This is a genomic window from Aliikangiella coralliicola, from assembly GCF_007004725.1.
In the GTDB taxonomy this organism is placed as follows: Bacteria; Pseudomonadota; Gammaproteobacteria; order Enterobacterales; family Kangiellaceae; genus Aliikangiella; species Aliikangiella coralliicola.
Genome location: NZ_ML660163.1, coordinates 576,157 through 601,365, shown reverse-complemented (window position 1 = coordinate 601,365; position 25,209 = coordinate 576,157). Strand labels below are relative to the sequence as shown.

Below are 25,209 nucleotides of genomic sequence, written 5' to 3'. Positions count from 1 at the left end.
ACAAATCTTATGACCCGTTTGGCAAACCGAGGAAAGGCAATCTGGAAAGTGTTGAACCACCGACTTTAAGAGACGTGGCTTATCAGAGTGGTTTTATTTCAGAACCGGATGATTTAAAACTCGAAACCAGAAGAGGCTTTACTGACCATGAGCATCTGGATGATGCGCAGTTGATTCATATGAATGGCAGAATCTACGATTACAACGCTGGCAGGTTTCTGAGTGTTGACCCTTTCATACAATCTCCGGGTAACAGTCAGAGTATGAATCCTTATTCTTATATTATGAATAATCCGCTTTCGGGGACGGACCCGAGTGGGTATTATTCAGTGACTTGTCATGGTGCAGGATGTGGAGCGGCAAGTCCTGAGGCGCAGTCACGGGTTAAAGTAACTGATAAAAACGGTAATACTTTGTGGACAGGGAGCATCGACAAACTTAAGGGGTCTCACACGCCAAACACAGATTTGCCTTCCGGAACTGGAGGGAATTTCAGTATTCTTAACACGGATGTTGATAAGTGGTTTGATGGGGTGGTAAAGAATGCTGTAGAATCGATTTCTGGTGATGTTTCGTCGCGGGATTTTGAAGGCACCAGCGAGGCTAATGTAAATGCAGCTACAGGAAATCCTACCGTAGCAACTCCTGCAATAAGCGGGGGAAATATCGCAAAAGCTGTTTCAAAATCGCTTCTCAAAGGGGGGCCTGTCGCGTCAGCAATTATTGGTGTTGTCACTCCTTCTGATGCGGCGGTTGCGACGATGTCTGAAGCTGATAAAAAAGAATGGGCAGAGTCGAGAGCTAGAGCGGAAGAAATGATATCTACTGCCCGCCAAGCTGATGGCGCGGTGGTATTATTTCATGGCACAAGTTATGAGTCAGGAGTAGCAATATTAGGAGGAGCACCTCTTAGTGCTGAGTTTGCGAGTAAGCTAAAATATCCTTCTGAAGTAGATATATCAGATATCGGTTTTTATTTAACACCCGATCCAGATGTAGCATTTATGTTTGCGGCAAGGAGAAAAGATCCTGTTATCTTGCAGTTTACTTTCACTAAGACAGCTTTTAATAATGTTATGAATAGTGGTGGAACTATTCGACCAATTCCCGCAGGAAAATTACCAGCGTCACCTGGAATAGAAGTAGTTCTATTTCCGCAATCATACCCAATGTTTAATGCAGAAAGAGGTGCAGGGCAAATACTTGTAAATGGAGCCAATTACTAATGAGTGAATTAAAAGTAATAACTAATACCGTTGGAAAAATAAAAAAAGCAAAACATCTTTATCTTAAAGATCAAGATATTTCAGCTAATGAGTTAGCTGAAAACTTAGTTGATGATGCTAAGCATTTGGGAGTTAAAGCAAGTGTAAAAAAAATTGGTTGTTGGTGGTGTGTATACAGTGATACTGATTGGCTTGAAAAGGGGACTGATGAATCAATCGTTGAATTGTTCAATAATCTTAGAGGTCTCGCAAATGCACCACAAAATTCTTTTCGTCGTGAAGTATTGTTAACTGCATTTGCGGATCATGTTTTAACATGTAAAGATGAAGTGTGTGTGTATATTAAAGGGAAGGAAAAAACACAGAATGAGCTTAGTGATATATTAAAAAAAATCCCAAAAGGAAATAGAATTGTCGCTTTTTGCATCGAACCAAATCAAGAGAAAGATCAGGGACAACCATGACTATTCACTTGAGTGGTTGGGTTGGTAGAGTGTGATTGCTTGGCTTTATTTCAGGCGATGCCATTATTACCACTACGCAAAAAAGCGATAACACGAATTATCAAATCGGTTCATCGTGACCGGCTTGGCTCGGTGGTGACCATCACCGATGGCGATGGCACACAGGATTTTCCCGGCTTTAATACCAATGCCGAGCAAGCGGGGTAGCCTTGATAATTATCAAGGTTTTCTCAAAGTGCGAGAAGTTGGTAAATTTTTTGAAACGCGAATTCAAGTAATAAGTGCAATTTTGGAATGTTCGGGGTCAGTTTATCTGCATAAAAATACGCAAATACATCCGTTTAGACCTGAGTGTAAATAAATGCATAAAAATTATGAAGTTTTAAGTGAAAGAGACTGGCCAAAAAATAGGTATATTCCTATAGCAACGGTTAATCTTCAGCCAGAGTATTTTGTAGAAAATAATAAGGCTAAGTTTTTCCAATCTGAAGAACAGATTGGTCTAGTGCAGACTGCATATCTAAAACTTAATAGCGGTTTATATGTAATGTTAATGTTTATTGAGTTCACACCTGAGGAAGGTATATCGATATGCGTGCAAGAGTCTTTAAAGCAACCTGTGAAAGAATACCTCAATGAAATAATAAATATATTGATGTTAGATAGAAAGGTTATTTCATGGGAAATAGACCAATTTGTTTGGGAAAGTTTATTTTAATCCGCGAACTCATATCATAAGTGCAATTCCCAGTTAAATTTAAAGCATAATGGGGGGACCTCCCCAAATATTAAAGGACACCCATAATTTAAAAAGGTTAATGTTTTGAGTTTTTCTTTAATTGAGGAAGATTTCCAGAGAATAAATTTCTACGGAGAGAGACAAGTCTTAAGTCATTGAAATTAATTGATTAGCCAAAACGGAAATTTCAATGTGAATTGTTTTCAGACTGCTCTGATTTCAGAGCAGCTTAATGGACATCCAAACGGTATGGACGTTGGTATTTCACAACACTCGAATACCTTGTGTTCATTCAAGGAAGGCTAGTTTGACTCTGGATGTAAAAGTGGAGAATGGGTGTGCTAAACGAAATATCTTTATTTATTAATGAGTATCAAACGTCTATCTTTGTTGTACTTTTTGCTTGGTTTGTTATTGCAATGTTTTTTATTTTGATAAACTATTCGAAAATGAAAAACAATGAACTAGATGCGCCTCTTCTGCTAAAATATTTTCAATATCCAGTTTTTATTTAATAAGTATATTAAAGAAACGGGTAGAAGATTCAGGATTCGCTTTCTAGTAGTATCATTCTTTCTTGCATTGAATGGAGCTTGTATTGCAATTTTTCTTTCAATGTTGGATTAAATCTTAAATAGATACTCTGCTTATGGTCAATCTCTTACATCATTGTAGAAGATTGACCATGACTTCGGCAGTGATAACTTAAAACGAGATTATGCCTACGTACCACAGTGGCAGAAAAGAGATGTTTTATTTTGGTAAATATTACGAAAATATATAAATTTAAACATCGTGTACAAATCTGTGGTTTCCGTTTCATCACTGACCAAGACTCAGATTTTTTACTAGAGAAGCAAGTAGCCTCGATGAAAATCGAGGTTTTCTTAACGTGTGAGTAACAGTTGAATTATTTGTTAAGTCTTGTTGTTTCCAATTTGCTGTAAAGTTTGTTTTTTGATTTCGTAAACTCCATCAAGGCTACCTTGCTAATGGATTAATAAGTAAAGGTGATAAGTGGGGAAGAGCAGTATGAAAAAACACGTGATACTAATATTTATTTTTATATGTTTTTTATCAGTATTTTATTGCATAGAGACAAAAAGTAATGACTGGTCCTCGGAAGTTATCGTTTACAAAAGTAATGTAATATGCGGACTAAAAGTTGTTTCTGATTGGCGTAAAGGCTTTGTAGAGTTATGTGTTAAGAAGTTCGACAATGAAATATTTATATACAGCGATACATCTCGAGAAACATTCTATTTTATCATTAAGACTCTGCAGCCTGAGTTAAAATCTTCTTTTGGGATTCGATTAAGAACTTACCGGTTGGACAATGAATCGATTATGATACAGCTTGATTCTTGCATTATTGATGAAGGTTGTAGAGTGTCCGTCGATAGACGTTTGCAAGCTGCATTGTAATGTTATTCAGGTAGGCTAATGCGAAAAGAGAAAACAAAACCTTAAAACGGACACTCTGCGTAATAAAAATCAATTTTGCTAAACAGAGTGTTTTTTATTTGATCCATCGTCCACTCGATTCATGCTTTTCCGATTGAGAAAAAGATCGAAACTCTCTTTAGGTTCCTAGTACGGGAAGGAAAAAAACGTGTTAAAATCTCGAAATCGAGTAATCGGATATTGATGCTCGTTAAGTACAAAGTTATAAATGAAATAAAGGAGTAGTAAATGAAAAAAGCAATATTGGCAATGGTTGTTATGATGTTTAGCTGGCAAGTAAGTGCTGGCGCTTATTCATCTTGGGCTATACCAACTCAATTAGAGTATGTTAATGGTGGGATTCTAGTTAGTGGTGCATTTGGAAATCCAAACAATTGTGCAGTTTCAAATAAAGTATTTATATCAAGCGAGAATGTAGGTAGCGGCGAAAAGTTTCAATCACTGCTATCAATTTTACTTACTGCGTTCACTGCTAAAAAAGAAGTTAGGTTTCGCTCAGATTATTGCTTTAATGTTACTTTTCACGGTGAACAAGTTAGTGAAAGTCGAACTGCTGTTTATATAAGATGATATTTATTGAAAGCAAAAGAGGGAGAAAATTCAGCCATATGATAAGGTTGGCCAAGGAGGGAAGATGTCGAAGTTATTTTTGTATTTTTGAAAGTTAAAGGACTATCAAAAGGACATTAAGTAAGTCTTTATTTTGACCCCTCATCCGAAAAATATTTTGGGCGTCTCCCATGAGTCGCCCTGGTTATTGATAAGTTTGCGGCGCAACCCTTTTTTGATTCACCAGTTTGCCGAACAGCGCACCTGTTGCGAACATTATTAAACTATATGTGATAGATGGAATTGTCATTAATGCACTTTGTAGGATGGTCCCCGTCACCAGCAACGCGAGAGTTCCATTTTGAATACCAACTTCAATGCCAATACTGATAGCCTGGCGTTGACTTAATCCAGTTAAGTTTGCAATAAAATACCCGAGAGTTAAGGTTAGAACATTCAAAACCAGTGTAGCCACACCAGTTTGCACAAAGTAACTTGCCACATTTTGCCATTCCTTAGCAAGAATTCCTGCAATAATGACAAACAAAAATACAACAGAAAAAATCTTAACAGGTCGTTCCGCTTTAGCGCAAAATTTAGGGTATTTAACATGAAGCAACATACCAATTGCAACCGGCACAACTGTGATTACTAGCAATTGAATGATCGTCCGTAAAATTGGAATGGAAAATTCTTGTGACTCGTCCATAAACCAGCCTATCATCAAGACACTTAACAATGGAATTGTAAAAGGCGTTAAGATACTTACTACGGCGGTTAAGCTTATCGATAATGCGGTATCGCCATTTGCTAAATAACTAAACATATTAGAAGTGACGCCACCAGGACAAAACGTCAATATCATTAAACCTACGGCTAGCTCAGCGGAAAATCCAAACATCATTACGATAAAGTAACCAATCATAGGCAACAATGCCATTTGGCAAATTATTCCAATAACCACCGCTTTAGGCCGGGTTAGTACCCGTGTAAAATCTTTGACTTTTAATGATAAGCCCATTCCCCACATAATGATAAACAGCGAAAATGGCAATACAACCTGAGATAAAAACGTCGTTTCCATATCGACTCCTCTCTGCTATTAATATTTTAAATCAGGGCCGTAGGTTGGGTTAATAACCCAACAGCGAAGTATAAAGCTAAGCGAGCCCTGAACAATTATATGAAACGCCAAAACTGGTGGCCTTTCTCGTTCTTATTTTCAACAAAGCTTCTTGAATATCAAGGTTTGGTGAGATTATTGGCCGTTAGTTTTTCGATTTTTTTGTCGTGATAGGAACGCCCTCAACGCCCGCATAAAACACAATGATCTCAGCAGGCTCCTTACCTTCGTTTATACCATAGTGCCACTTGTTGACGAGTTCAACAATGGGATCTCCAGCTTTCATATGCAAAGTTTTTCCTTCGTCTGACACGACTGTCAATTTTCCTTTTAGTAATACACCAGCGTTAATCACCGAATGTTTGTGCAAAGGCAGTTTGGTTCCCGCTGGAATGGTGATTTTCAGAATGGTAACTTCCGGTTGACCTTGCTCATAATGGGGAAGCTTATCTCCAGTCCAGCTTGACTGAGATTTTGCGAGTTGTTCGACTTGTGTTTCTTGATTGTTTTTAGACATTACACTCGTGGAAAACAAAGTGGCAATGCCTACGATATAAATTAGATATTTGATTTTAATCCTCCCCGAATAAAAGCGAACTTATCAATTCGCTTTTATATCAGTTATACACTTTGAGATGTTCAGCCGCTTCTTCAGAAAAAAGAAAATCAGCAGATTTTTATAGTCAGAGAATTTCTATAAAGAGTCTGCTATTAACTTTTCTAACTTGATTTGATCTGCCGCAAAAAGCCGGATCCCTTCCGACGTTTTTTCGGTTGCCATCGCATCTTCATTTAACTGCCAACGGAATTCGCTTTCTGTTAACCGGGCCGGACGTTCTTGAATTTCGGTCGCCGGGTTTAGCTTTCGAGTGATCGGCATATTATTTTGAGATAACTCATCCATTAGTGCGGGACTTATTGTTAGTCGATCGCAACCCGCTAGCTCTATAATTTCTCCGGTATTGCGGAAGCTTGCTCCCATCACAACAGTTTCGTAACCCAGCGATTTATAATAATTATAAATTTTAGTTACCGATTGAACGCCAGGATCTTCAAATGCAGGAATATCAGTTTTGCCTGTTGCCTTTTTATACCAGTCGAGAATTCTACCGACGAATGGAGAAATCAAATAGGCGCCTGCCTCGGCGCAAGCTCTTGCCTGGGCGAAGCTGAATAGTAAGGTGAGGTTACAATTAATCCCTTCTTTTTCTAGTATTTCCGCGGCACGAATGCCTTCCCAGGTAGAAGCTATCTTGATCAATATTCTCGACTTATCTACACCGACAGATTGGTAGAGCTCAATAATTCGTCGGGCTTTTGCAACGGTTTTTTCTGTGTCAAAAGATAAACGCGCATCAACTTCAGTGGAAACTCGGCCTGGAATTAAAGACAGCAGTTTTTTACCAATGAGTACGCTCAGATAATCGACGGCTTCGGCGATTTGTTGATTGGCATCATTAGAAGCTTCTTTTGCGAAATTAATCGCCTGCGTGAGCGTTTCTGCATAGTCTGGTAATGCGGCGGCTTTTAGTAACAAAGAAGGATTTGTGGTGGCATCTTGCGGTGCGAAATCTGCAATTGCATTAAAGTCACCTGTGTCCGCGACGACGGTTGTCATCGATTTCAGTTGTTCAAGTTGATTGGGCATATCCTGGCCTTAGCATGATGATCTTAATTATTTACCGACAATAGAGATTTGTTGATGTTGAGTCAATAACGACTTCATGACGGTTCGGTATATAGCTAAAGGAGGGAGAGGGCGCTAACTAGCAATTATGAGTTATGAATTATGATTGATTTTGTTGGAAATGATGGAGAGCCCAATAGGGCCCTCTATTTTATGAGCAGGTTTTGTCAATGGATTACGCAGTTACTATTGGACGGTCTTTGCTGGCCCATTCTACGTGGAATTTTTTTCCAGATGGTTGATCAACTCTCTCGAATGTATGAGCACCAAAGAAATCCCTTTGAGCTTGTAGTAGATTGGCCGGTAGCGTTTCGCATCGGTACGAGTCGTAGTAAGCAATTGCACTACTAAAAGCGCCGCAGGGAATACCCAGTAATGTTGCGTTAGCGATTGCTTGTCGCCAGTTTGCCTGGTGAATGTTGATCTGCTCGATAAAAAAGGGATCCAACAATAAATTGTGCAGATTTTCGTTGCGAGAATAGGCATCAGTAATTGATTGTAAAAATGCTGCTCGAATAATACAGCCCGCTCGCCAGATTTTAGCGATATTGGCGAAGTCGAGAGACCACCCATGTTCGTCAGAAGCCATCTGCATTAGCTGAAATCCCTGTGCGTAGGCACAGATTTTTGCGCAGTAAAGTGCATCATGCAAACATTGAATAACAGATTGTTTATCTTGTTTTAATGCATGATTGAGCTTCGGACCTTGCAGTAATTTTGAGGCGGTGACTCGGTCATCTTTTAATGTCGATAAAGATCGAGCATAGACAGCCTGAGCAATGGTTGGTGCCGGGCTTCCTATTTCTAAACTACTGACAGCGGTCCAAAGTCCGGTTCCTTTCTGACCGGCTTTGTCGAGAATTATGTCGACAAGAGGCTGTCCGCTCTCACTGTCTTCCTGTTTCAGCACTTCAGCTGAAATTTCTATCAAATAACTTTCTAGTACACCTTCATTCCACTGACTAAATACTTCGCCGATTTCCTGAGGTGACATGGCTAATCCTTCACGCATGACATGGTAGGCTTCGCAAATGAGCTGCATGTCAGCGTACTCGATGCCATTGTGAACCATTTTGACATAGTGGCCGGCGCCACCAGGACCTATGTATGTCGCGCAGGGATCGCCAATTTTAACCGGGTTGCCAGGTTCGAATCGTTCAATCGCACGGCCTGTGTCTGGATCTACTTTCGCAGCAATCGCGTGCCAAACGGGCTCTATTCTAGCCCAGGCATACCTGTCGCCACTGGGCATGAGTGATGGGCCAAAACGCGCACCAACTTCGCCGCCTGAAACCGCTGTTGAGAAAAAGAAGAACTGTCCTTCATACTCTTTTTCGCGGCGTACAGTGTCGGTCCATAGACTATTTCCCATATCGACAATGATGTCATCGGCTTTAATTCCTGCATCAATCAATTTGTGGCAAACGTCGTCAATGATATGCCCCGCAGGGATCGATAAAATGATCAGGTGTGGTACCGATAATTTGGCGAGAAGTTCAGTGTATGAAGAGCAGCCGATAATTCTACCGCCTGTTCCAGATTCCGTTTTATCTTGCGCGATAGCCTCTTCAATTTTTTGATGTTCGAGGTCAAATGCCGCAATCTTATAACCGTTGTCAGCAAGATTTAATGCCAGGTTTTTACCCATAACGCCGAGGCCGATAAAGCCAATGTCGCAAAGGTTGTTTGACTCAGGTGATAGGGACATTTTGGAGCCTCTGGTTTTGTTGTTGATTTGGTGAGAGTGTTATTAAATATTATCAGTAAATATTATTAATAAGTACCGATTGAAACGAAAAAGGGTACTCAATGTACCCTTTTTTCAAGCTCGTTTATCAAGCCGATAATTAAATCGGCTAACAGGTGGCCAAACCCTGTCAAAGGCAATCCGACTAGTCGATCAGTCCATAGTCATTTTTCAGAATCTCGATGATTTCTGCTTTGGGATTGTCTGACAATACAATTTTTTCACCAGTAATTTTTTCTGCCACTTCCGTGTAGGTTTTTGAAACTTCCATCAATACAGATTCTGGGAGTTCATTGTCAGCTGCCAGGGCTGTTCTTTCATCCATGCGGCTTTTGTTAAGCAGAATATCTGGCTCAGGAAAATGGTTAAGCAATAATTGACGGAAAGCTTCTTTTGATTTCTCTACAATTTTACCTTCGCGCTGCGACGGACCGTCCCAGATGCGAGAAGAGTCTGGTGTACCAACTTCATCCATATAGATGAGTTTATCGTTACCTGATTTATCGGTGACGTAACCAAACTCGAATTTGGTATCGACGAAGATTTGGTCAAGTTTGGCCAGCTCATTGCTAATCATGTCAAAACCTTCTTTTAGCAATTTTTCATATAAATCGATATCTTCTTTGCTATGGAATTTGAAGGCTTCGTGATTATCTTCAATATTTTGGCGAGTGATGTTAACGTCATCCTGTGCTGGAACACCCGGAATTCCTTCAAGAATACCTTTGGTTGACGGTGTAATAAGCAGCTCAGGTAATTTCTGATCTTTTTGTAAGCCTTCTGCAATTTCAATTCCGCAGAATTCACGCTCACCTTTCTCGTAGGCTCGCCACATTGATCCAGTAATATATTGGCGAGCAATCGCTTCAATCATTACAGGTCTGGCTTTTTGCACAATCCACACAAATGGGTGAGGGATATCAAGAATGTGGCTATCAGCCAGGCCATTTTCGCGGAACAATTTAAACCAGTGGTTAGAAATAGCGTTAAGTGCAGCGCCCTTTCCAGGAACACCATTCATGCCACCTTCACCTTTCCAGATGCACTCAAAGGCTGAAATTCGGTCGCTAATGACCATAATTGCCAACGGCGAGTCAGCTGCTACATCGTAGCCTTTTTCCTCGATCAGGCGTCGGCTGTCTGCTTCTGTCAGCCAGTAAACGGAGCGTACTTTGCCGCTGTGTACTGGGAGATCAGTGCGAATTGGAAGGTCGTCGTTAACTGCTAATACCTTATTTGCAAGTCGGTTTTCAGCAAGACTCATATCAAATTGTCCTCTTTAAGACTTAGTTTATTAATGCTCTAAAATTGTAATGCGCTAAACATTTAGAATTATCTAAATTGTAGGCCTAAAAAATGCCGCTGATAATATAAATTTGCTGCCTAAGTAAGCTACTTAGTCATGTCAGCTTTAAATGGTAATACCAGGGTGATGATTTTTTAGACGCAGGATTATACCAGAACAATTTTTAGGCGCAAAAATAGTCGATGGTGAATTTATTCGAATCAGGTTGGATATTACGCTTTGGCTGCTATTATCCCCTCTCCCCAACCCTCTCCCTTAGGGAGAGGGGGTTTGTAAATGTGTAAACCGAAGAAATCGTTTACATAATCCTTAAACTGGCGGTTTATCATTTTCCCCTCTCCTTTGAAGGAGAGGGCCAGGGAGAGGTAGAAATGTCTCAGTGTGAGACCAAGCTGAATCAAACATTGTAAGTCGAATTCCCTCTCCCCAACCCTCCCGGAATGCCGCACCACCCATAGGGAGAGGAGGTAACTGAGAGCAATTCTTTAATCCACATGCCTGTGCTGCTCGCTGTAGCGAATTTCTTCTGGCATTAAATAATCACGATACAGGTATCGATATAACTTTCTTGGTTTGGTTCTTTTCACTTTATCCTCTGGTTGATAAGCGGCGAGATGGCCGTTCAGCCAACTAACGTAATTGCCCTGATGGCGCTCAGCCAGTGTCCCGAGCAGGGTTTCGTAGGTTTTAAAATCGTTATTTTTTAAAGCGTTAGCGAGTTGCTGCAGATTTTCGCGGTCAAATTCTGCAAGATAGCGGATCGCCAGATAAGACCAGCGATAAGTTAATTCCAGACCATCACTATATTTGGTAGCGAAAATAGTCGCTAAGGTGGGCCAGTCTTGTTTCGGGTTTTCATCCAGTAGTTTGAAAGCTCGTTGATTGTCACTCCCTTTAGAGACGTACTCTGCTAATCCCTCAGACCACCAGACTAACTTTGACGGAAAATGACCGAAGCGCCCATATTTAACAAATCGGCCATCGAGATAATGAACGTATTCGTGATTTAAGTTCCAGACGCTAAACTCTGGCCGGTCCCAGAAGGCTTCGAAAGAGTAAAAGGTTGCCTGATTACCTTTTTTTGAAGGATCACCTTCAATGTACATGCCGCCGTTGTTGGTATTGATATTAAATAACAACTGACCGTGTTGGTTATACTGGCTGTAGTTATCAAAGATCACCACCCGCAAAGAGTCATTTAAATCATCGCTGGTAGGCTTATTTTCTGTTGCTAACAATTCATGAAAAAATGACTCTTGTGAAGTGAGTTTGTCGCAAGAGTCAGCAAGTTCTTTAGCAGTCATCTGGTTAGCGCGAATAAATAGTGAATCGGAACAACGATGGTTTATCGGGAGCGCGTGATCGATTGTTGCGATTTCACAACGACCTTTGAAAGTTTGCTCGCAATCGTCGGTGACTCTAAATGAGTTAACGAGATAGCGATTAGAGAAAACGAACTTTTTATCTTGTTCTGATAAAAAGTCAGCGTTGTCGATAAGTGCCATCATTTGCTGATCGATGTAATCGCCGTCTTCGTCGTTACTAATGACCTGAACATAAGCGGTGGCCCAGACGCCATGTTGAAATTGCCAGTTATTAGCTGCTTGCGACTTTGTGAACTTTAACAGACTGTCAGCGAGTTGCCTGTCACTAACCAGCGCATCTTTTACCGGTTGATTGCGACGTGCTTCATAAGCCAGAAAAGCGATACTTCTCAGTGATTCCCACAGGGTAAACTTCTTCTGTTCTGTCGGCTTGGTCGTATCGGGCTGTGTAAATTGATCGAGTATTTTGATCAGATGCTTACGATGATTGGCAATGCGAGAGTGCATTTTTTTGTCACTGAAGTAGAGATAGAGCGCCACCAGGTAATTTTCCTGCAATCGCAAAGCTTGTTCGTCAGTTTGGTAAAAAGCGGAAGATTCGGCAATTCCCAGTAAAACTTTATCCAGATTTTCCTGTTGTTGTTCTGTTAACTCGATATCGGCTGCGAAGTAATAGTAACTGCGGAGATAATAAAGCAGATCATTCAGTTGCTGACTGTCTGATTGGGTTGAGTTGAGCACGCCAATGTGATTAATCACTTCGCTTAAACGGTTTGGTGCGTCGTGCTCAAAGTTGAGACTCCAGGTTTCTTTCTGGTTATCTAGTAGGTCTTGCGTTAAAGGGTTTTTATGAGCGCAAGCCGCCAATCCCAGAATAGGAATCAATAGGCTGAACAGGCGAAACAGTCGGTGTCGACTAAGAATTTTTGGGCGTGCCGCGAATGAAGATTTGATTACCACTTTTTGCTCTCCTTTATTTATATTGTACGCAATATTATATCTGCGAGCAATAAAATGCAAAATTCTCTGGAAAATTCAATGTGGTAATGAGGTTGATTAAGTGTTGCAGAAATGATTCACAGTCGCTTTTTCTGATGGCTACTTTAAGCGAGAAATGATGATATTTAAGTCAATATTCACAAAGTTACAATAGTTACAATATTTATCTTTAAAAATTCCTTTGCATACGATAGGTTAGCTCTCTTTTTGCCGCAGAATTATCTTCGGTTGGCTAGTGGCTAACGAGACGAATTGCGGTACTGATGAAATCTGAGAAATTAAGTGGTTAGCTGGTGGTAATGCAAAACAAAAAGCAAAACTTGGGGGCCTTTACATTGTGTCGAGTTACATTGTGCCGAGTTACTCTGGCATTATTGCTCGCTGGTGTCTCTCAAACGATATTAGCCGATGAAGAAACAGCGGCTGATGATGGAATCGCCCAAACTATTGAAACCAGCGAAATCAGTGAAACCAGCGAAACAGGCGCTTTTGATATGCCGTCGGGGACCGCACCAGTGGTGGTGGTGACTTCTTCCCGCCACAGCAAAGACGATGCCTTAATCAATGATTTTATTTCTCTGGAAGAAGTCGCGACGGCGCCTGGTTCAGTGACTGAATTATTGGCTGATCAACCAGGGCTAACAGTGAATGGACAACCGGGTTTATTTCAAACGCTCAGTATTCGAGGTTTAGCACGTCAGCGAGTTCATGCTTACATTAACGGCATGCGAATCACTTCCGAAAGACGTGCCGGGGTGGCGGCTTCATTTGTAGACCCGTTGTTGCTGTCGGGCGCTGAAGTGACTCAAGGGCCGGCTTCGACTTATTATGGTAGCGGCGCGATCGCGGGTTCAATTCACCTGATGACTCGCCAGGAGGATTCTCCCTGGTTTCATGTGGGATTTAATTCCGATGGCAACGAATGGGTCACCGCGGCGGGAACGGGAAATGAGCGTTATGCCGCCAGTATTGCTTACCGTGAGCGGAATAACGGTGAGACCGTGACAGGCGATCCGAAAAATAACCATTTTTCTCAGCATTCACTTTTCTACATTCGTCATTTTGAATTTGGTGATTACAATCTTGACTGGCAATTGATTGAAAGCAGTGGCGATGATATCGGTAAAGATAACTCCCGTTTTCCAGATAGTAGAATTACATCCTATCCGGAAGAAAAGCACTTATTAACCCAGCTGACCCTGACGACCAATGCTGATTGGGTGGCGAGACTTTATTTCCATGATCAAAGCTTGATTACCCAGGATATCAGGCCGGCTAATAGAATTAACCGGGTGAATACCGACTCACTGGATATTGGTTTTGCCTTTGAAAACCAGTGGCAACAGGGAGACTTTAAAGGGTTGTACGGATTTGACTATTTTGGCCGACGGGGCGTCAAAAGTTTCGAAACAGAAACCAGTTTACAAACCCAGTTGTCGACTGGTTTTAGTGCACTTGATGACGGTGAAGAAAACGAAGCAGCAGTGTTTGCCACGGTTAACCGCGATTTTGAAAGTTGGTCAATTCATGGCGGTTTACGCGCGAACTATCAATCACAAAAAAGTGCGGTTAGTAACAGCATTTCTGATGACTATACCACCTATTTTTTAACGGCTAAGAAGCCGCTTGGTCAGTTTGATCTTAGCTTCAGTTATGGAACCGGTTTTCGATTCGCCAGTTTGTCAGAGCGCTTATTTACCGGAACAACCGGACGCGGTCAAACCATTGGTAATGCCAACCTTAAACCCGAAGAATCAAAAGCCTACGATTTAGGGATAACTTATTCCGAGGACGCATACCGTGTGGATTTTCATCGGTTTTTTACCGACGTGGAAAATTTCATCGAAAGAGTCAGTGTTGATGATGACACCAGAACTTATCGAAATGTCACTAATGGTGAGATTGATGGTTGGCAGTATCAGGTTGCCTTTTTTCCAAGTAGTCAATTGACGGTAGAATTATCTGGTCAGGAAATCAGTGGCGAAGATAACCTTGGTAATCCTCTAGCGGATATTCCAGCAAAACGACACCAAATTTCGTTTATGTACGAGCAGGAAAACTGGTCAGGTCAAATGACTTATGGTCGGCGTTCGAAAAAAACTGAAGTTGGTGGCGGTGAAATTCCACTGGAGTCTGCGAACATCGCGTCACTCAAATTTAATTATAAATTCTCGAATGATTGGACCATGCAAGTTGGTATTGAAAATCTTGCGGATGAAAAATACTTTAATTCTGCTGATGACTTGGGTACATTAGCAACTGGCAGAGAGTTTTCGATTAGTGTTTACTCAAATTAAGCCATTTTAGGTGCGAATTGTTAAGTTTAGAAACAGTTAGATATCCAAGGTGCTCATTAGCGAATATGTGAGAAGAGCGCAAAAATTAAAATAATTAGATATCAGGTAGAAAACTGTCCAGGGGAGTCAACGGATTTGAAAAAACTTTTTGATCAATAAAATGACGCCATTCTGAGTGAAACCACCGAAAACCTCGAAATGAAAGTACCTAAAAATCGAGGTGAAATGCATGAAAAGAATTTTTTTGTTAACGGCAATGTTCATTGTTTTAGCAGCCACATCATTTAGTACTATTTCTCAAGTCAACGTTTCTCAAGCCAATACTTCAAAGATTACAACTTCAAAAGTCGCAACTTCTTCAAAAGCTGCAACTGCCGCAAAAGCGACCGTCTTAATAACGGGGGCCAATCGAGGCATTGGGTTAGCCCTGGCTGAAAAATTCCATCAGCAGGGTTTTCATGTTATCGCAACAGCACGCAAACCCCAAAAAGCTGATAAGTTAAAAAAGCTGGGTGTTCAAATTGAACAATTGGATATTATCGATCCTAAGAGTATTGCTGCGCTTAAACATCGTCTTGGCAATATGCCGATCGATATCCTGATTAATAACGCCGGTATTGGTGGTCACAGTACCCGAAAATTCTCTGACTTGAATGTGGAACGATTAATGCGAGTGCTCAATGTTAACAGTTTAGGCGCGTTAAGAGTTATTCAGGCTATGCTGCCGAATTTGGAAAAAAGTAATAAAAAAATTATCGCCAGTGTCAGCAGTAAAATGGGCAGTATTGAATTAAATACTAGTGGCGGAGTGTTAGGTTATCGAGCCAGTAAGACGGCGCTAAATAGTTTTAATAAGTCTTTATCGATTGAATATGCTGATCGCGGGTATGTTTTTGTCGTGTTGCATCCGGGTTGGGTTCGTACCGATATGACAAGCGACAGAGCGACCTATTCCACCCAGGAAAGTGCGGCGGGATTGTTCAAAGTCATTAGCAATTTGAAGCGAGAAGATAATGGTCGTTTTTTTGACTTACATGGAAAAGCGCTCAGTTGGTAGTCTCGTTTGGTGATTTGGACTGGTTATGATTCGTCAATCAGGTTGTTTAATTCAGTCTGTTTTATTCAGGTGGTCTATTCATTTAATTAAAGTACCTGTTTATTAGTTGATAAAGACTTTTCTGACAAAAATAGCGATGGGGTTATTTTATGAAAAAAACTGCTAATGTCGATGAGTATATTGATGCTCATCCTGAGTGGAGCGAGCTACTGGTAAAATTGAGAGCTATTTTACTGGCCACTGAATTAGAAGAGACCATTAAGTGGGGAGCGCCTGTTTACACTTTGAAAGGAAAGAATCTTGTCGGCATTGGCGCGTTTAAAAGTTATGCCGGTTTGTGGTTTTTTGACGGTGCGTTGCTTGAAGATAAGCATCATAAATTAATTAATGCGCAAGAAGGTAAAACGAAAGGAATGCGCCAGTGGCGAATGCAAGATATTGTGGAGCTAGATGAGAAGGTTCTATCGTCTTACATCCGTGAAGCAATCGTGTTATCGCAAAGTGGTCAATCGATTCAACGAGCCAAACCGAAACCGCTAGAATTACCTGAAGAATTCGCACAAGCTTTTGCAAAAGATCAGTCACTAAGTCAACAGTTCTATCAGTTGACACCTTATAAACAAAAAGAGTTTGCGGAGTATGTGAGCTCCGCAAAACGAGAAGCAACTCGTCAAAGCCGACTGGAGAAATGCATCCCTTTAATTTTAAAAGGAACCGGTCTAAATGATAAATACCGCAACTGTTGAAATCACTTTGGTTGAATAAATATATTACCAAGCGAACTAACGGAGTTCGAGATGAATGCCTGCCAGCATACATCGGATTGAACCACCTGCAGATTCAATGGTTGGAATATCGATGACAACTGGTTTTGCGTATTTTTCTATCGTTGAAATTTGCGATTGTGTTAATGCGCGAAACGCTGTGCGGGATATTGCCAGTAGCTTCCCTTGCGATGATGTTAATTCTAATGCGTTTGCAGTGAAGTTTTCGATTTGATTGCTGGAGAGTTCAATGACTTCCTTACCTGATGATACTAACAAGTTAAGAACTTGCTGACGCTCAGCTTTATCCGGTATGAGGTCAAGACCCACAAGTGCGAACTTTTCCGCGATACTTAAAAATACATTGGTATGGTAAATGGGCGTTCCAGACTTGTCTCTGGCTTCGAAGAACATTGGTCGGTAATTAAAATCACTACAAAACGCCGTTAAAGCCTCAAAGCTGGTTCGGTTTGATTTTACTGCGTAAGCAATGCGGTTAATATGATCCAGTACGACCGAACCGGTTCCTTCTAAAAAAATATTTTTATTTTCAAAATGAGAGTAATCGATTATTTTTTCGACTCGGTATTGGGATTTTAACAACTCAATTATCTCTTTCTTTCTCTCTTTTCGTCGGTTTGCGAAGTACATGGGATAAATTCCAATGCTCCCATCGGCGTGAGTTGAAAACCAGTTATTGGGAAAAACAGAGTCTGGCGTTAGCTTTTTTATATCTTCGAACAAGTGCACTGTGACGCCGTGAGAGCGAAGAATGCTGACTGCATTGGTCACTTCTTCCAGAGCACGTATTGAGGTTTCATTTTGGTTTAGCTCTGATTGTTGCACTTGAAATGTGTTGTCTGAGGTTGTCTCAGGATTTGAGCGAAAATGATGCGGTCTAACCATGACCACCGCGCGGGGAGATTGCTGATTGAAATTGATTTCGGTGAAATGTGACATTTTTAAAATCCTGAATATTGGTTTTACTCACAATTTTCGGCGTAAATCGGGCTAATTATAAGTTAGCACATCAGTATATTTTGATAAGTTACATATCAAAGTGATAAGCTAAACTTTCATTATGTCACTCTGGTAGAAAGGTTAACCTGAGGTTAGTTATGCAAAATATCGATGATATTGATCGCCAGCTAATTGGCCATTTACGCAACAATGGGAGGGCGCCTGTCGCCTGGCTGGCGAAAAGCATTGGTGTTTCTCGAGCGACGATTCAGAATCGAATGAAACGGCTCGAAAAACGAGGATTAATTACCGGCTATACCGCTTTGGTTAGCGCTGGGGCTGACGAGCAATTATCAATTGTTAATGCATTAATGAGTATTGAGCTGGAAGGAAATGTTTTTAAAAAAGTACAAGAAAGTTTGATTTCTGAGCCGAGCGTTCGCGCGATTCACTCTACTAACGGTCGATGGGACATCATTGTGGAAATTCAAACCCCTTCACTGGAAGAGTTTGATCGTGTGTTAAAGCGAGTGCGCTCAATTGTCGGTATTTCTTCTTCTGAAACCAGTTTGTTATTGTCTTCTCGGCGAATGGGGGCGGCCAAACTATAAGAATGAAACTCAATTTCGGCGTTAATACCTGCCAATAATGTTGGGTTTTGCAACCCAATCTACAATTTTTTACTAGCTCACAGCCTCTTTTTGGAGAAAGTGACCTAGTGATGAGCTTATTCGGTCAACAAAATAGGAACCCATTCGCGATAGCTATCGTTGACTAAAAAGCTTAGATAGGTAGGGCTGTTCAAGGCTTCTGGCGTCAAGTCTGAAATAACGATTTTATCGCCCAGACTGAAATCAGGAATAGTATATATTTGGTCATTAATCACCAGGTTCACGTCACTAATTTCACCGGAATAACTTGAAGAGGATTGCATCACAAGTGATTTGTTCATATTACTTTTTAAGCAGTTAGGGCAAGCTTCTGAATCTGGTTGCGGCATCGTCCAGGGCGTTGTTGCGACGCTTCCATGCTCAATAACGCTGCAGTCGGCGTCCTTGGTTGATGAGCAGCTTGCCAACTCCGCAAGTTCGAAAACATCGTTTGCAGGATTAGTGAAAATGGAAGTGCCATTCAAGTCGATAAGTGCTGGCGTCCATTGACAATCGGCAGGGCCGATGCAACTGCCGTCTTTGCAAGCGTAAGCGAGTGAGCGACACATTGAAGCACGACGTGAAAGTAGCGGTCTGCTAGAAACGCCAGAATAAAAGTCAGCTTTAATATTGAGTTGCTCTCCGGCTGAGAAAATTAAATCCATCACCTGTTCCGCGGAGAGCTCCGGTCGATGTGACCAGATCATACTAGCGGTGGCTGAGACTACTACCGTGGAAACGGAGCTGCCTGTTAGTACCTCTGTATTGGTCGCCAGAGTATTTTTAATGGCGGCGTGATCGCCGAAAGCAACAATACGTGCGTTGGCTCTTGGCCGACTGTTGGACAATGGATTTCCTAAAGAGTCTATTCCCGAGACTCCGTAAACCAGACCGGTTAAATGAGTCTCAGATTCTTTTTCTCTATTTTCTTGTGGGTCTTTGTGGTCATATCTTTGTTCTCGTTTTTCGGCAGAAACACCCGTTAGCGTGTAGCATTCTTCTGCAGACGGTCTGGGCAGTTCCTCCCAGAGCGCAGGTAGCATTGCCTCGTAGTCAGTTAGTTCACTTTTACTTTTATTTCCGGCCGCACTAATGACAATGGCACCACGACAAACCGCATTGACGATTGAATCATAGACACTTTTGACTGCTGCAGAAAATTTCGCTGGATTTGAGTCGTGTCCTCCCCATGAGTGGCCGTTCCAGCCGAGAGATAAGTTAATGATAAGGCGACTTGATGGCGCTTTTTCTTGCCACGCCTGTAGCTCCTTTTGAATGGCCAGGGATAGATCAGTGATTGAGCCGAAAAAGCCGCCCTGGTAATCGTCACGAAAAGTAAAATATTCGCCGTCACGGATTTCTGCCACGTAAGCCAGTGCCAGCTGACTGGTTAAGTTTGCATAGCAACTTGTCGTTATTTGATCACACAAAAGCTTCTGAGCAATTTCTGCTAATGAAGCGCCATGGGGGGAGCGAGTAAGACTGGATTGTGGCGAATGTTCTGCTGTTGGTAGCGTATCGAGTAATGCCAGACGCACCGGTGAAACTTCAGGTGAAATGGGAGGGAGCTCTAACTTACCAGTTTGTGATAGCAACTGCTTTTCTAAAACTGCAACGACATCGGCAGCAGCCGAAGGTGAAGCAAGTGAGGCAACGACAACACAATCTCGCTCCGCATTTCCTTCGAGGTAACCTGCATCGATCAAACTCTTTATTTCTTTTGGAATAGCTGTTGTTGAACCTGGCGTCAAACTGCTCAGTTTTTTATAAACGCAGTAATTCTCCAGCGTTCTATTGGATGTAATGTCGTCGGTATCAAAAAGTTGCGTTTCTACCCACCCTGAAGCCTTTGGACAACGCTTCGATTTATCGGTTTTTATGGTAATCCACCGGTTGTCCAGACATCCATCGCCGATGGTCAGGCTAAGGGCTTTGCTGGTAAAAACGCAACAGATAATCCCCAGAAAAACGGGTATCGACAAGGTATTTTTCAGGATATTTTTTATCCTTAAAAAATTGCTGTTTAATGGTGTTAAAGCCTGTCTATTTAAAAACGGTTTAATTAATGACAATCCGTTTGAAGATCGTTTGTTTGACGAGAGTCCGTTTGTAGACGAAAAGTTCATAGTAATCACCCTCAAACTATAAGGTTATAACACGGAATGCCAGCCAGTCGTGTTCAGGTTGATGTTCGATTAAATCCAGTTGGGCCTGTCGAAAAGTTTCAGCAAAGTTATTTCCACTTTTCCAGTGTTGATAGAACTGGGTCATTAAAAGTTTTGCCTGTTTGTCAGCAACCGGCTTGCTGGTAGCGATAACTTGTTCGCTTCCTGCAATAACGAAAGCGTGAGCCAGTCCCAAAGATTCCGTTGAAGTCATACGCCCTGGCGTCGATGAATTGCACGCGGAAAGCACGACCCACCGAGGAACCCTTTTGAGCATTAAAATATCCGTACTATTTAAATTGACATTTTTTGTTAGCGGGATCTGGTATTGGCTAAGATAATCTTCTGTTGAGAAAACATGCCCCGCATAATGAAAGTGCTGAACTTCTTGTAATTTTTGTTTCACCTCTTCTATGACTGTCTCTTCGTTAGTCAGTGTTTTACTACGCCAATTTTTTCGAGCAATAAAATTTTCAATTGACTTGGCTTCTAATTCCGTTTCCTTGAGGTCGCCCAGGGAATTGGCAACTATCAATGACTGGTTCGATATGTGATCTCGATCTTTACCCAATTGAAGACGTTTTAGGTCGACTCCGTAAAGCACGTTTTTGTATCTGAATAAGTTGGCGTCTTTATAGGGGATCGTTCGGAAGTCGACCGATTTCATTTCGCCGAATGGGAATACGATAACTGTTTTAGCTTCATCGATTGACTGAGAGAAAACGTCCACCCACTCGCTTGCCATTTGTGCATGGTTAGCTGACTGATTTTCGTTGAGCTGAATAAGGTGTGATTTCATTTCGGTTTGCTCATATGAAAAACCAATCCAGCCATTGGTGATGGGGTAGAAAAAGAGAAATAATTCATTCTCTTTTGGTTCGCCGAAATGAAATTCAGTGCTCAGATTGGCCGAATTTACAAGGCGGACGCTTTCATCAAATAATGTGGCGAGTTTTAGCTTTTGCTCTTCGAGCAATCGATTAGCATTGTCAATTTGATCGAATGGAAGACTCCATTCAAGGGTTTGTTGTGCAATAATCGACTTTCTTAAACGCTTTATGCGGCTGACCAGAGTTATCCATTCTCTATTTTGAGCCAGGTTTCCTACTGCTAGCTGGTTCATTTTAAAAATGCTACTCAACCAGTGAGAGCGAAATTTTCGTGCTTTCTCCAAGGCTTCTCGCATCTTTCCACTTCGACTTAACAGATCGACATAGCGATAGCTAAAATTTACTTTACTGGCTAAAAACTCAGGTTGTGACCCTGTAACCGGAATGCTCAGTGTATTATTGAAAACTAGCTGTTCCGCGCGTTCATAGTAGACGATTGCGGAGTCTGCCTCTCCTTTTCCTTCATGAGCTTTTGCAATGCCGACCAAAGCTTTGAGTAAAAAGTTTGAATACTTTACTTGATCTGCGAGTCGCCACAGCTGCTCAAAAATGACAATGGAAGCATCGTAGTTGTTTTGCGCCAGTTCAAACAAGGCTTCTAGTTCCAGTATTTCTAACTTCTGTTGGTAGGAAAATTGAGTCTCGATTTTTTTTACCTGCTCCAGTCTGCCATAGGCAGCATCCAACTCGTTTTCAAGATAGTGATATTTCGAAAGATTAATTAGTACGTTAATTCTGTCGGTGGAGGTTTTCGGACAAGATTTTTCGAGTAGTTGTAGCGAGTGAGTCAGTGCCGGCAATGGCGAGTTATTTTTTGTTGAAGGCTGGGTTTCAAGCAATTGATTTTGTGCCCAGCCCAACCCGTTGTGATACTTTGCTTTACGACAATCAGACCAGGCATCAGGAATCTTATTGATAATTTCTTTACGAATCGCAATAGCTTCAGCAAACTTTCCGCTGTTGACCAGTATTCGTGAGTGCATGTGTTCAGTATCAATCTCTTCTCGTTCTAAATTAAATTTGTGAGCAATTTTTTGCGCTTCAAAATAGCGTGATTCTGCCAGGCGAATTTCGCCCAAATAACTATTTAAGTGAGCTGTATAAAATGTTCGGTAAAAAACTGATTTGGCATCATTGTCGACCGATGGCAATGAGTCAAGAATAGCTTTTGCACTAATAGGATTATCTTTAAGAATAAGGTAGATATAGATTAATACCGTCGAATTATCGATAATCTTGTTGAAAGTTTCATTGACAGAGAATAATTCATTAGCACGGTCAAGATAAAACGCGGCGCGGTCAACTTCATTGTTCGCCAGGTATGCTCGGGCGAGGTAATGCATAACTAGCGCCTTATCGACATTTTTCTTTTCCTTTAGTACCAAATGAAGTTTATCTATTGCTCTTTTAAATTGATGCGATTGAGTGATCTTTTTATGTTCTACCAACCAGTCTGGTTCTGTTTGTTTTGATATGTTTATTGACCATTCTTCAGAAGACTCTCTGTCTTCGATAGTTAGCCGATGCTTTCCAATGGGTATTTTAATTTCAAAAAATAGCCCTTGTGCCCTGGGAATGAGTTCGACTTTGCTATTTAGAAAACTTTCGCTGATATTCGCTTCTTTTTCTGTCACATCACTGTTTATTGTTTCGCTGGAGAGTAATATCTTAAATCGATCTTCTTTTATGGATGGTATCCAGAAGCTTAATGATTGGGAAGTGATTAATTGACAACCTTTTTGGGGGCTCAAGTAATCACAGCCTGATGTAATGACATTAAATGCGACCACTTTAGAGCTCGCCGGATACCAATGGTATGACGCGATCAATAGAACACCTAGCGTAAAAATAATGTAACTTATTTGACTTCCATAATGATTTTTTGACAGGTTAGATTGGCGCATTGCTCTTAACTTTATTTCGCGTGAATAACGATGGGCTGAGTGAGATAGAGCCAATCTTCAGAATAGTAACTCTCAACTTGTTGATTGATTTTACCTGCGATAGTTTCGAGTTTTGGGCTATGTCCTTGTTTGGCGATAACCACGACCAGAGTTGATGGGTAGCTTCCCTGATTGACAAATACTCCGTTGAGTTCAGGTTTTACTTTGAAAGAGCCTGAGTCGGCTTTGGTAATATGGCTTTTTACCCTCGTCATCTCGTTTTTGTATTCAAGCAAAATAAATACGTCAACTTCTCCTGTGACAGCGTGTTTCGGTCTTAACAATATTGACGGGCGATTTTCTGGAAAGAAAGCGAGTCTTTCAAAACCTGAAGAGTTTGTTTCTAACGTTGGCTTATTTTCCAGGCTGGGATTTTTTTCAGTGTTAACTTTATTGTCGTTTCTATATTGTTTGTTATAGCCGCCGACTTCAATGGAGTAAGCAGGAAGTGTATGCTGCTGTGTCGAGTTGATACTGATAAAAATGAGGGCGAAGCTAGCAAGTGCTGACGCTGCAATCGAGAGGCTAGTAAAGGATTTTAGTTTGTCCTTTAATTTACTAACATACTCGATCAGGTTATAACCATGAGTTTCTTTATTGGTAACATCGGATGCTATTTTTGCTTGAGGTGTATCCTCGAAAAAAGTGCTAACGATATTATGCTCAATATCAGTCAAGGTGTCATTTTCAAGCGGTGTAAATGCATCTAGCATTGAACCGAGTGACGGATTGTGATTTGTTTCCAATTTTAGTTGCTCAACTTCCTGTTGGCTGAGCCGATTGTATACCAAGGCCTTGAGATCTTTATCGGTATCCATATCGTCAATTTCGTTGGCTAATAGCGCCAATAATTGATTCTCATTCATCGACGTAAGCCTCCTGATGTGATGTTTGCTTTTTCGCTGACGTTTTATTTTGGGCTTCTTCAAGTTCTAACTTCTGTAAAATATCTTTTGCTTTTTTGCGGAGGCGGTTTTTCCACACATAAATCGAATTTTTACTCACGCCAGTTTTTGCTGATATTTCTTCTGGCGTACGTTCAAATAAAAATAACTGTATGAAGAGGTCGTATCCCAATTCGCTAATGTCTTTTTTTAGTGACGAAATAATATTTAGCAGCAATTGTCGTTCAATAAATTGGGTTTCGATGTCCGGCACATTGCGGTGACATTCAATCTTTTGTTCGATGGTTTTGTCATCTAATCGATGAGTTAGTTTTTCTTGTCGTAAAGCGGATATGACGCGGCGTTTTGTGATCAGGCTAATAAAACTATTTAGACTCATCCCTTTATCAGGATCCCAACTTCTCAATATTTTCGAATCATTTTTGAAAAGCAGCATAAAAATATCCTGGCAGTAATCGGCGACTTCTGCGTGGATATCACAACTAGATGAATCGGAACGAGTCCGCGTGAGAATATGAGCAACTGATGATTGAATAACAGGAGTTAACAGGCGAATTAGCCTTCGAATTGCGTGCCGGTTTCCTGATATTGCCTGACTAACAATGTCCAATACTGATGAGGCTTCTATTTTGCTTTTGCAATCACTAATTAAAGATATGCCTTGCTTAGAAGCGCAGGCTTTGCTTTCCATGTTTTTTGTTCGCTCGTTCCTTGGTGACGAAACTATCATAACAGTTTTTACGCTCCTATCAAACTTTAACTCGTGTTGAGCTGGGTGAAGATTCACAAATATCTCAATCAGAAATTAAAAGCTTGATGCTTTTTAAGTTAAGGCTTCATTTTTAATATATTCGCTTCTAAAAAGGCTTTTCTTACAAGAAATTATTAAAAAAATAAAAAATAATTTTTTTTGTTAGAAAAAGGAACAAACCGCGAATATACCCCTGAC

The 25,209-nt window shown here is 41.0% G+C and carries 20 protein-coding genes; 9 read left to right on the top strand and 11 right to left on the bottom strand.

Going from position 1 to position 25,209, the window contains the following annotated elements:
* The 5 genes from FLL46_RS11290 to FLL46_RS11275 form a co-directional block, all read left to right on the top strand.
* On the top strand, positions 1-1,226 hold a 1,226-nt coding region (locus FLL46_RS11290; RefSeq protein WP_210418668.1), incomplete at its 5' end, for an RHS repeat domain-containing protein.
* The gene (locus tag FLL46_RS11285) at positions 1,226-1,690 is read left to right on the top strand and encodes a hypothetical protein (RefSeq protein ID WP_142893616.1); all 465 of its coding nucleotides are present in this window, start codon (positions 1,226-1,228) and stop codon (positions 1,688-1,690) included. The genes FLL46_RS11290 and FLL46_RS11285, both read left to right, overlap by 1 nt.
* 39 nt (positions 1,691-1,729) lie before the next feature.
* Positions 1,730-1,897, top strand: a complete 168-nt coding sequence (locus tag FLL46_RS26950) for a hypothetical protein (protein WP_168204132.1) — start codon at positions 1,730-1,732, stop codon at positions 1,895-1,897.
* Between the two features lie 154 nt (positions 1,898-2,051).
* The gene (locus FLL46_RS11280; RefSeq protein WP_142893615.1) at positions 2,052-2,408 is read left to right on the top strand and encodes a hypothetical protein; all 357 of its coding nucleotides are present in this window, start codon (positions 2,052-2,054) and stop codon (positions 2,406-2,408) included.
* A gap of 1,713 nt (positions 2,409-4,121) precedes the next feature.
* Positions 4,122-4,463, top strand: a complete 342-nt coding sequence (locus tag FLL46_RS11275; RefSeq protein ID WP_142893614.1) for a hypothetical protein — start codon at positions 4,122-4,124, stop codon at positions 4,461-4,463.
* Positions 4,464-4,647: 184 nt separating this feature from the next.
* Here the strand turns inward: FLL46_RS11275 and FLL46_RS11270 are convergent, their stop codons facing one another.
* From FLL46_RS11270 to FLL46_RS11245, 6 genes are all read right to left on the bottom strand, one after another.
* Positions 4,648-5,526: a bile acid:sodium symporter family protein gene (locus FLL46_RS11270; RefSeq protein WP_142893613.1), complete on the bottom strand. Its 879-nt coding sequence runs from the start codon at positions 5,524-5,526 to the stop codon at positions 4,648-4,650.
* 184 nt (positions 5,527-5,710) lie between these two features.
* On the bottom strand, positions 5,711-6,082 hold the full coding sequence (locus tag FLL46_RS11265) for a cupin domain-containing protein (protein ID WP_142893612.1): 372 nt from the start codon (positions 6,080-6,082) through the stop codon (positions 5,711-5,713).
* 177 nt (positions 6,083-6,259) lie between these two features.
* The gene (gene tal, locus FLL46_RS11260) at positions 6,260-7,213 is read right to left on the bottom strand and encodes a transaldolase (RefSeq protein WP_142893611.1); all 954 of its coding nucleotides are present in this window, start codon (positions 7,211-7,213) and stop codon (positions 6,260-6,262) included.
* 214 nt (positions 7,214-7,427) lie between these two features.
* The gene (gene gndA, locus FLL46_RS11255) at positions 7,428-8,960 is read right to left on the bottom strand and encodes an NADP-dependent phosphogluconate dehydrogenase (RefSeq protein WP_142893610.1); all 1,533 of its coding nucleotides are present in this window, start codon (positions 8,958-8,960) and stop codon (positions 7,428-7,430) included.
* Between the two features lie 184 nt (positions 8,961-9,144).
* Positions 9,145-10,263 carry a phosphoribosylaminoimidazolesuccinocarboxamide synthase gene (locus FLL46_RS11250; RefSeq protein ID WP_142893609.1) on the bottom strand — a complete coding sequence of 373 codons (1,119 nt, stop codon included), beginning with the start codon at positions 10,261-10,263 and terminating at the stop codon, positions 9,145-9,147.
* A gap of 527 nt (positions 10,264-10,790) precedes the next feature.
* A complete protein-coding gene (locus FLL46_RS11245) occupies positions 10,791-12,590 on the bottom strand; it encodes a collagenase (protein WP_142893608.1) in 1,800 nt (599 codons plus the stop codon).
* A 338-nt stretch (positions 12,591-12,928) separates the two neighbouring features.
* Here FLL46_RS11245 and FLL46_RS11240 point away from each other — a divergent pair, with 338 nt between their 5' ends.
* The 3 genes from FLL46_RS11240 (at position 12,929) to FLL46_RS11230 (ending at position 16,729) form a co-directional block, all read left to right on the top strand.
* Positions 12,929-14,926: a TonB-dependent receptor gene (locus FLL46_RS11240; protein WP_142893607.1), complete on the top strand. Its 1,998-nt coding sequence runs from the start codon at positions 12,929-12,931 to the stop codon at positions 14,924-14,926.
* A gap of 229 nt (positions 14,927-15,155) precedes the next feature.
* Positions 15,156-15,983: an SDR family oxidoreductase gene (locus FLL46_RS11235; protein WP_142893606.1), complete on the top strand. Its 828-nt coding sequence runs from the start codon at positions 15,156-15,158 to the stop codon at positions 15,981-15,983.
* Between the two features lie 149 nt (positions 15,984-16,132).
* Positions 16,133-16,729 carry a YdeI/OmpD-associated family protein gene (locus FLL46_RS11230; RefSeq protein ID WP_142893605.1) on the top strand — a complete coding sequence of 199 codons (597 nt, stop codon included), beginning with the start codon at positions 16,133-16,135 and terminating at the stop codon, positions 16,727-16,729.
* Between the two features lie 36 nt (positions 16,730-16,765).
* Here the strand turns inward: FLL46_RS11230 and ctlX are convergent, their stop codons facing one another.
* Positions 16,766-17,707, bottom strand: coding sequence for a citrulline utilization hydrolase CtlX (ctlX, locus tag FLL46_RS11225; RefSeq protein ID WP_142893604.1), 942 nt, complete (start codon positions 17,705-17,707; stop codon positions 16,766-16,768).
* A gap of 158 nt (positions 17,708-17,865) precedes the next feature.
* On the opposite strand from ctlX, the gene FLL46_RS11220 reads away from it, so the two are divergent.
* Complete coding sequence (locus FLL46_RS11220) at positions 17,866-18,318, top strand: Lrp/AsnC family transcriptional regulator (protein ID WP_142893603.1); 453 nt, start codon at positions 17,866-17,868, stop codon at positions 18,316-18,318.
* Positions 18,319-18,434: 116 nt separating this feature from the next.
* Here the strand turns inward: FLL46_RS11220 and FLL46_RS11215 are convergent, their stop codons facing one another.
* From FLL46_RS11215 to FLL46_RS11200, 4 genes are read right to left on the bottom strand one after another with little or no spacing between them, the layout of a single operon-like run.
* Positions 18,435-20,483 carry a S8 family serine peptidase gene (locus FLL46_RS11215; RefSeq protein ID WP_142893602.1) on the bottom strand — a complete coding sequence of 683 codons (2,049 nt, stop codon included), beginning with the start codon at positions 20,481-20,483 and terminating at the stop codon, positions 18,435-18,437.
* 16 nt (positions 20,484-20,499) lie between these two features.
* A complete protein-coding gene (locus FLL46_RS11210; protein ID WP_142893601.1) occupies positions 20,500-23,316 on the bottom strand; it encodes a CHAT domain-containing protein in 2,817 nt (938 codons plus the stop codon).
* 11 nt (positions 23,317-23,327) lie between these two features.
* Entirely contained in the window at positions 23,328-24,221 is an 894-nt protein-coding gene (locus tag FLL46_RS11205) for a hypothetical protein (RefSeq protein WP_142893600.1), read from the bottom strand.
* Positions 24,214-24,951: an RNA polymerase sigma factor gene (locus tag FLL46_RS11200; protein WP_168204131.1), complete on the bottom strand. Its 738-nt coding sequence runs from the start codon at positions 24,949-24,951 to the stop codon at positions 24,214-24,216. Before FLL46_RS11200 ends, FLL46_RS11205 begins: the two co-directional genes overlap by 8 nt.
* Between the last annotated feature and the right edge of the window lie 258 nt (positions 24,952-25,209).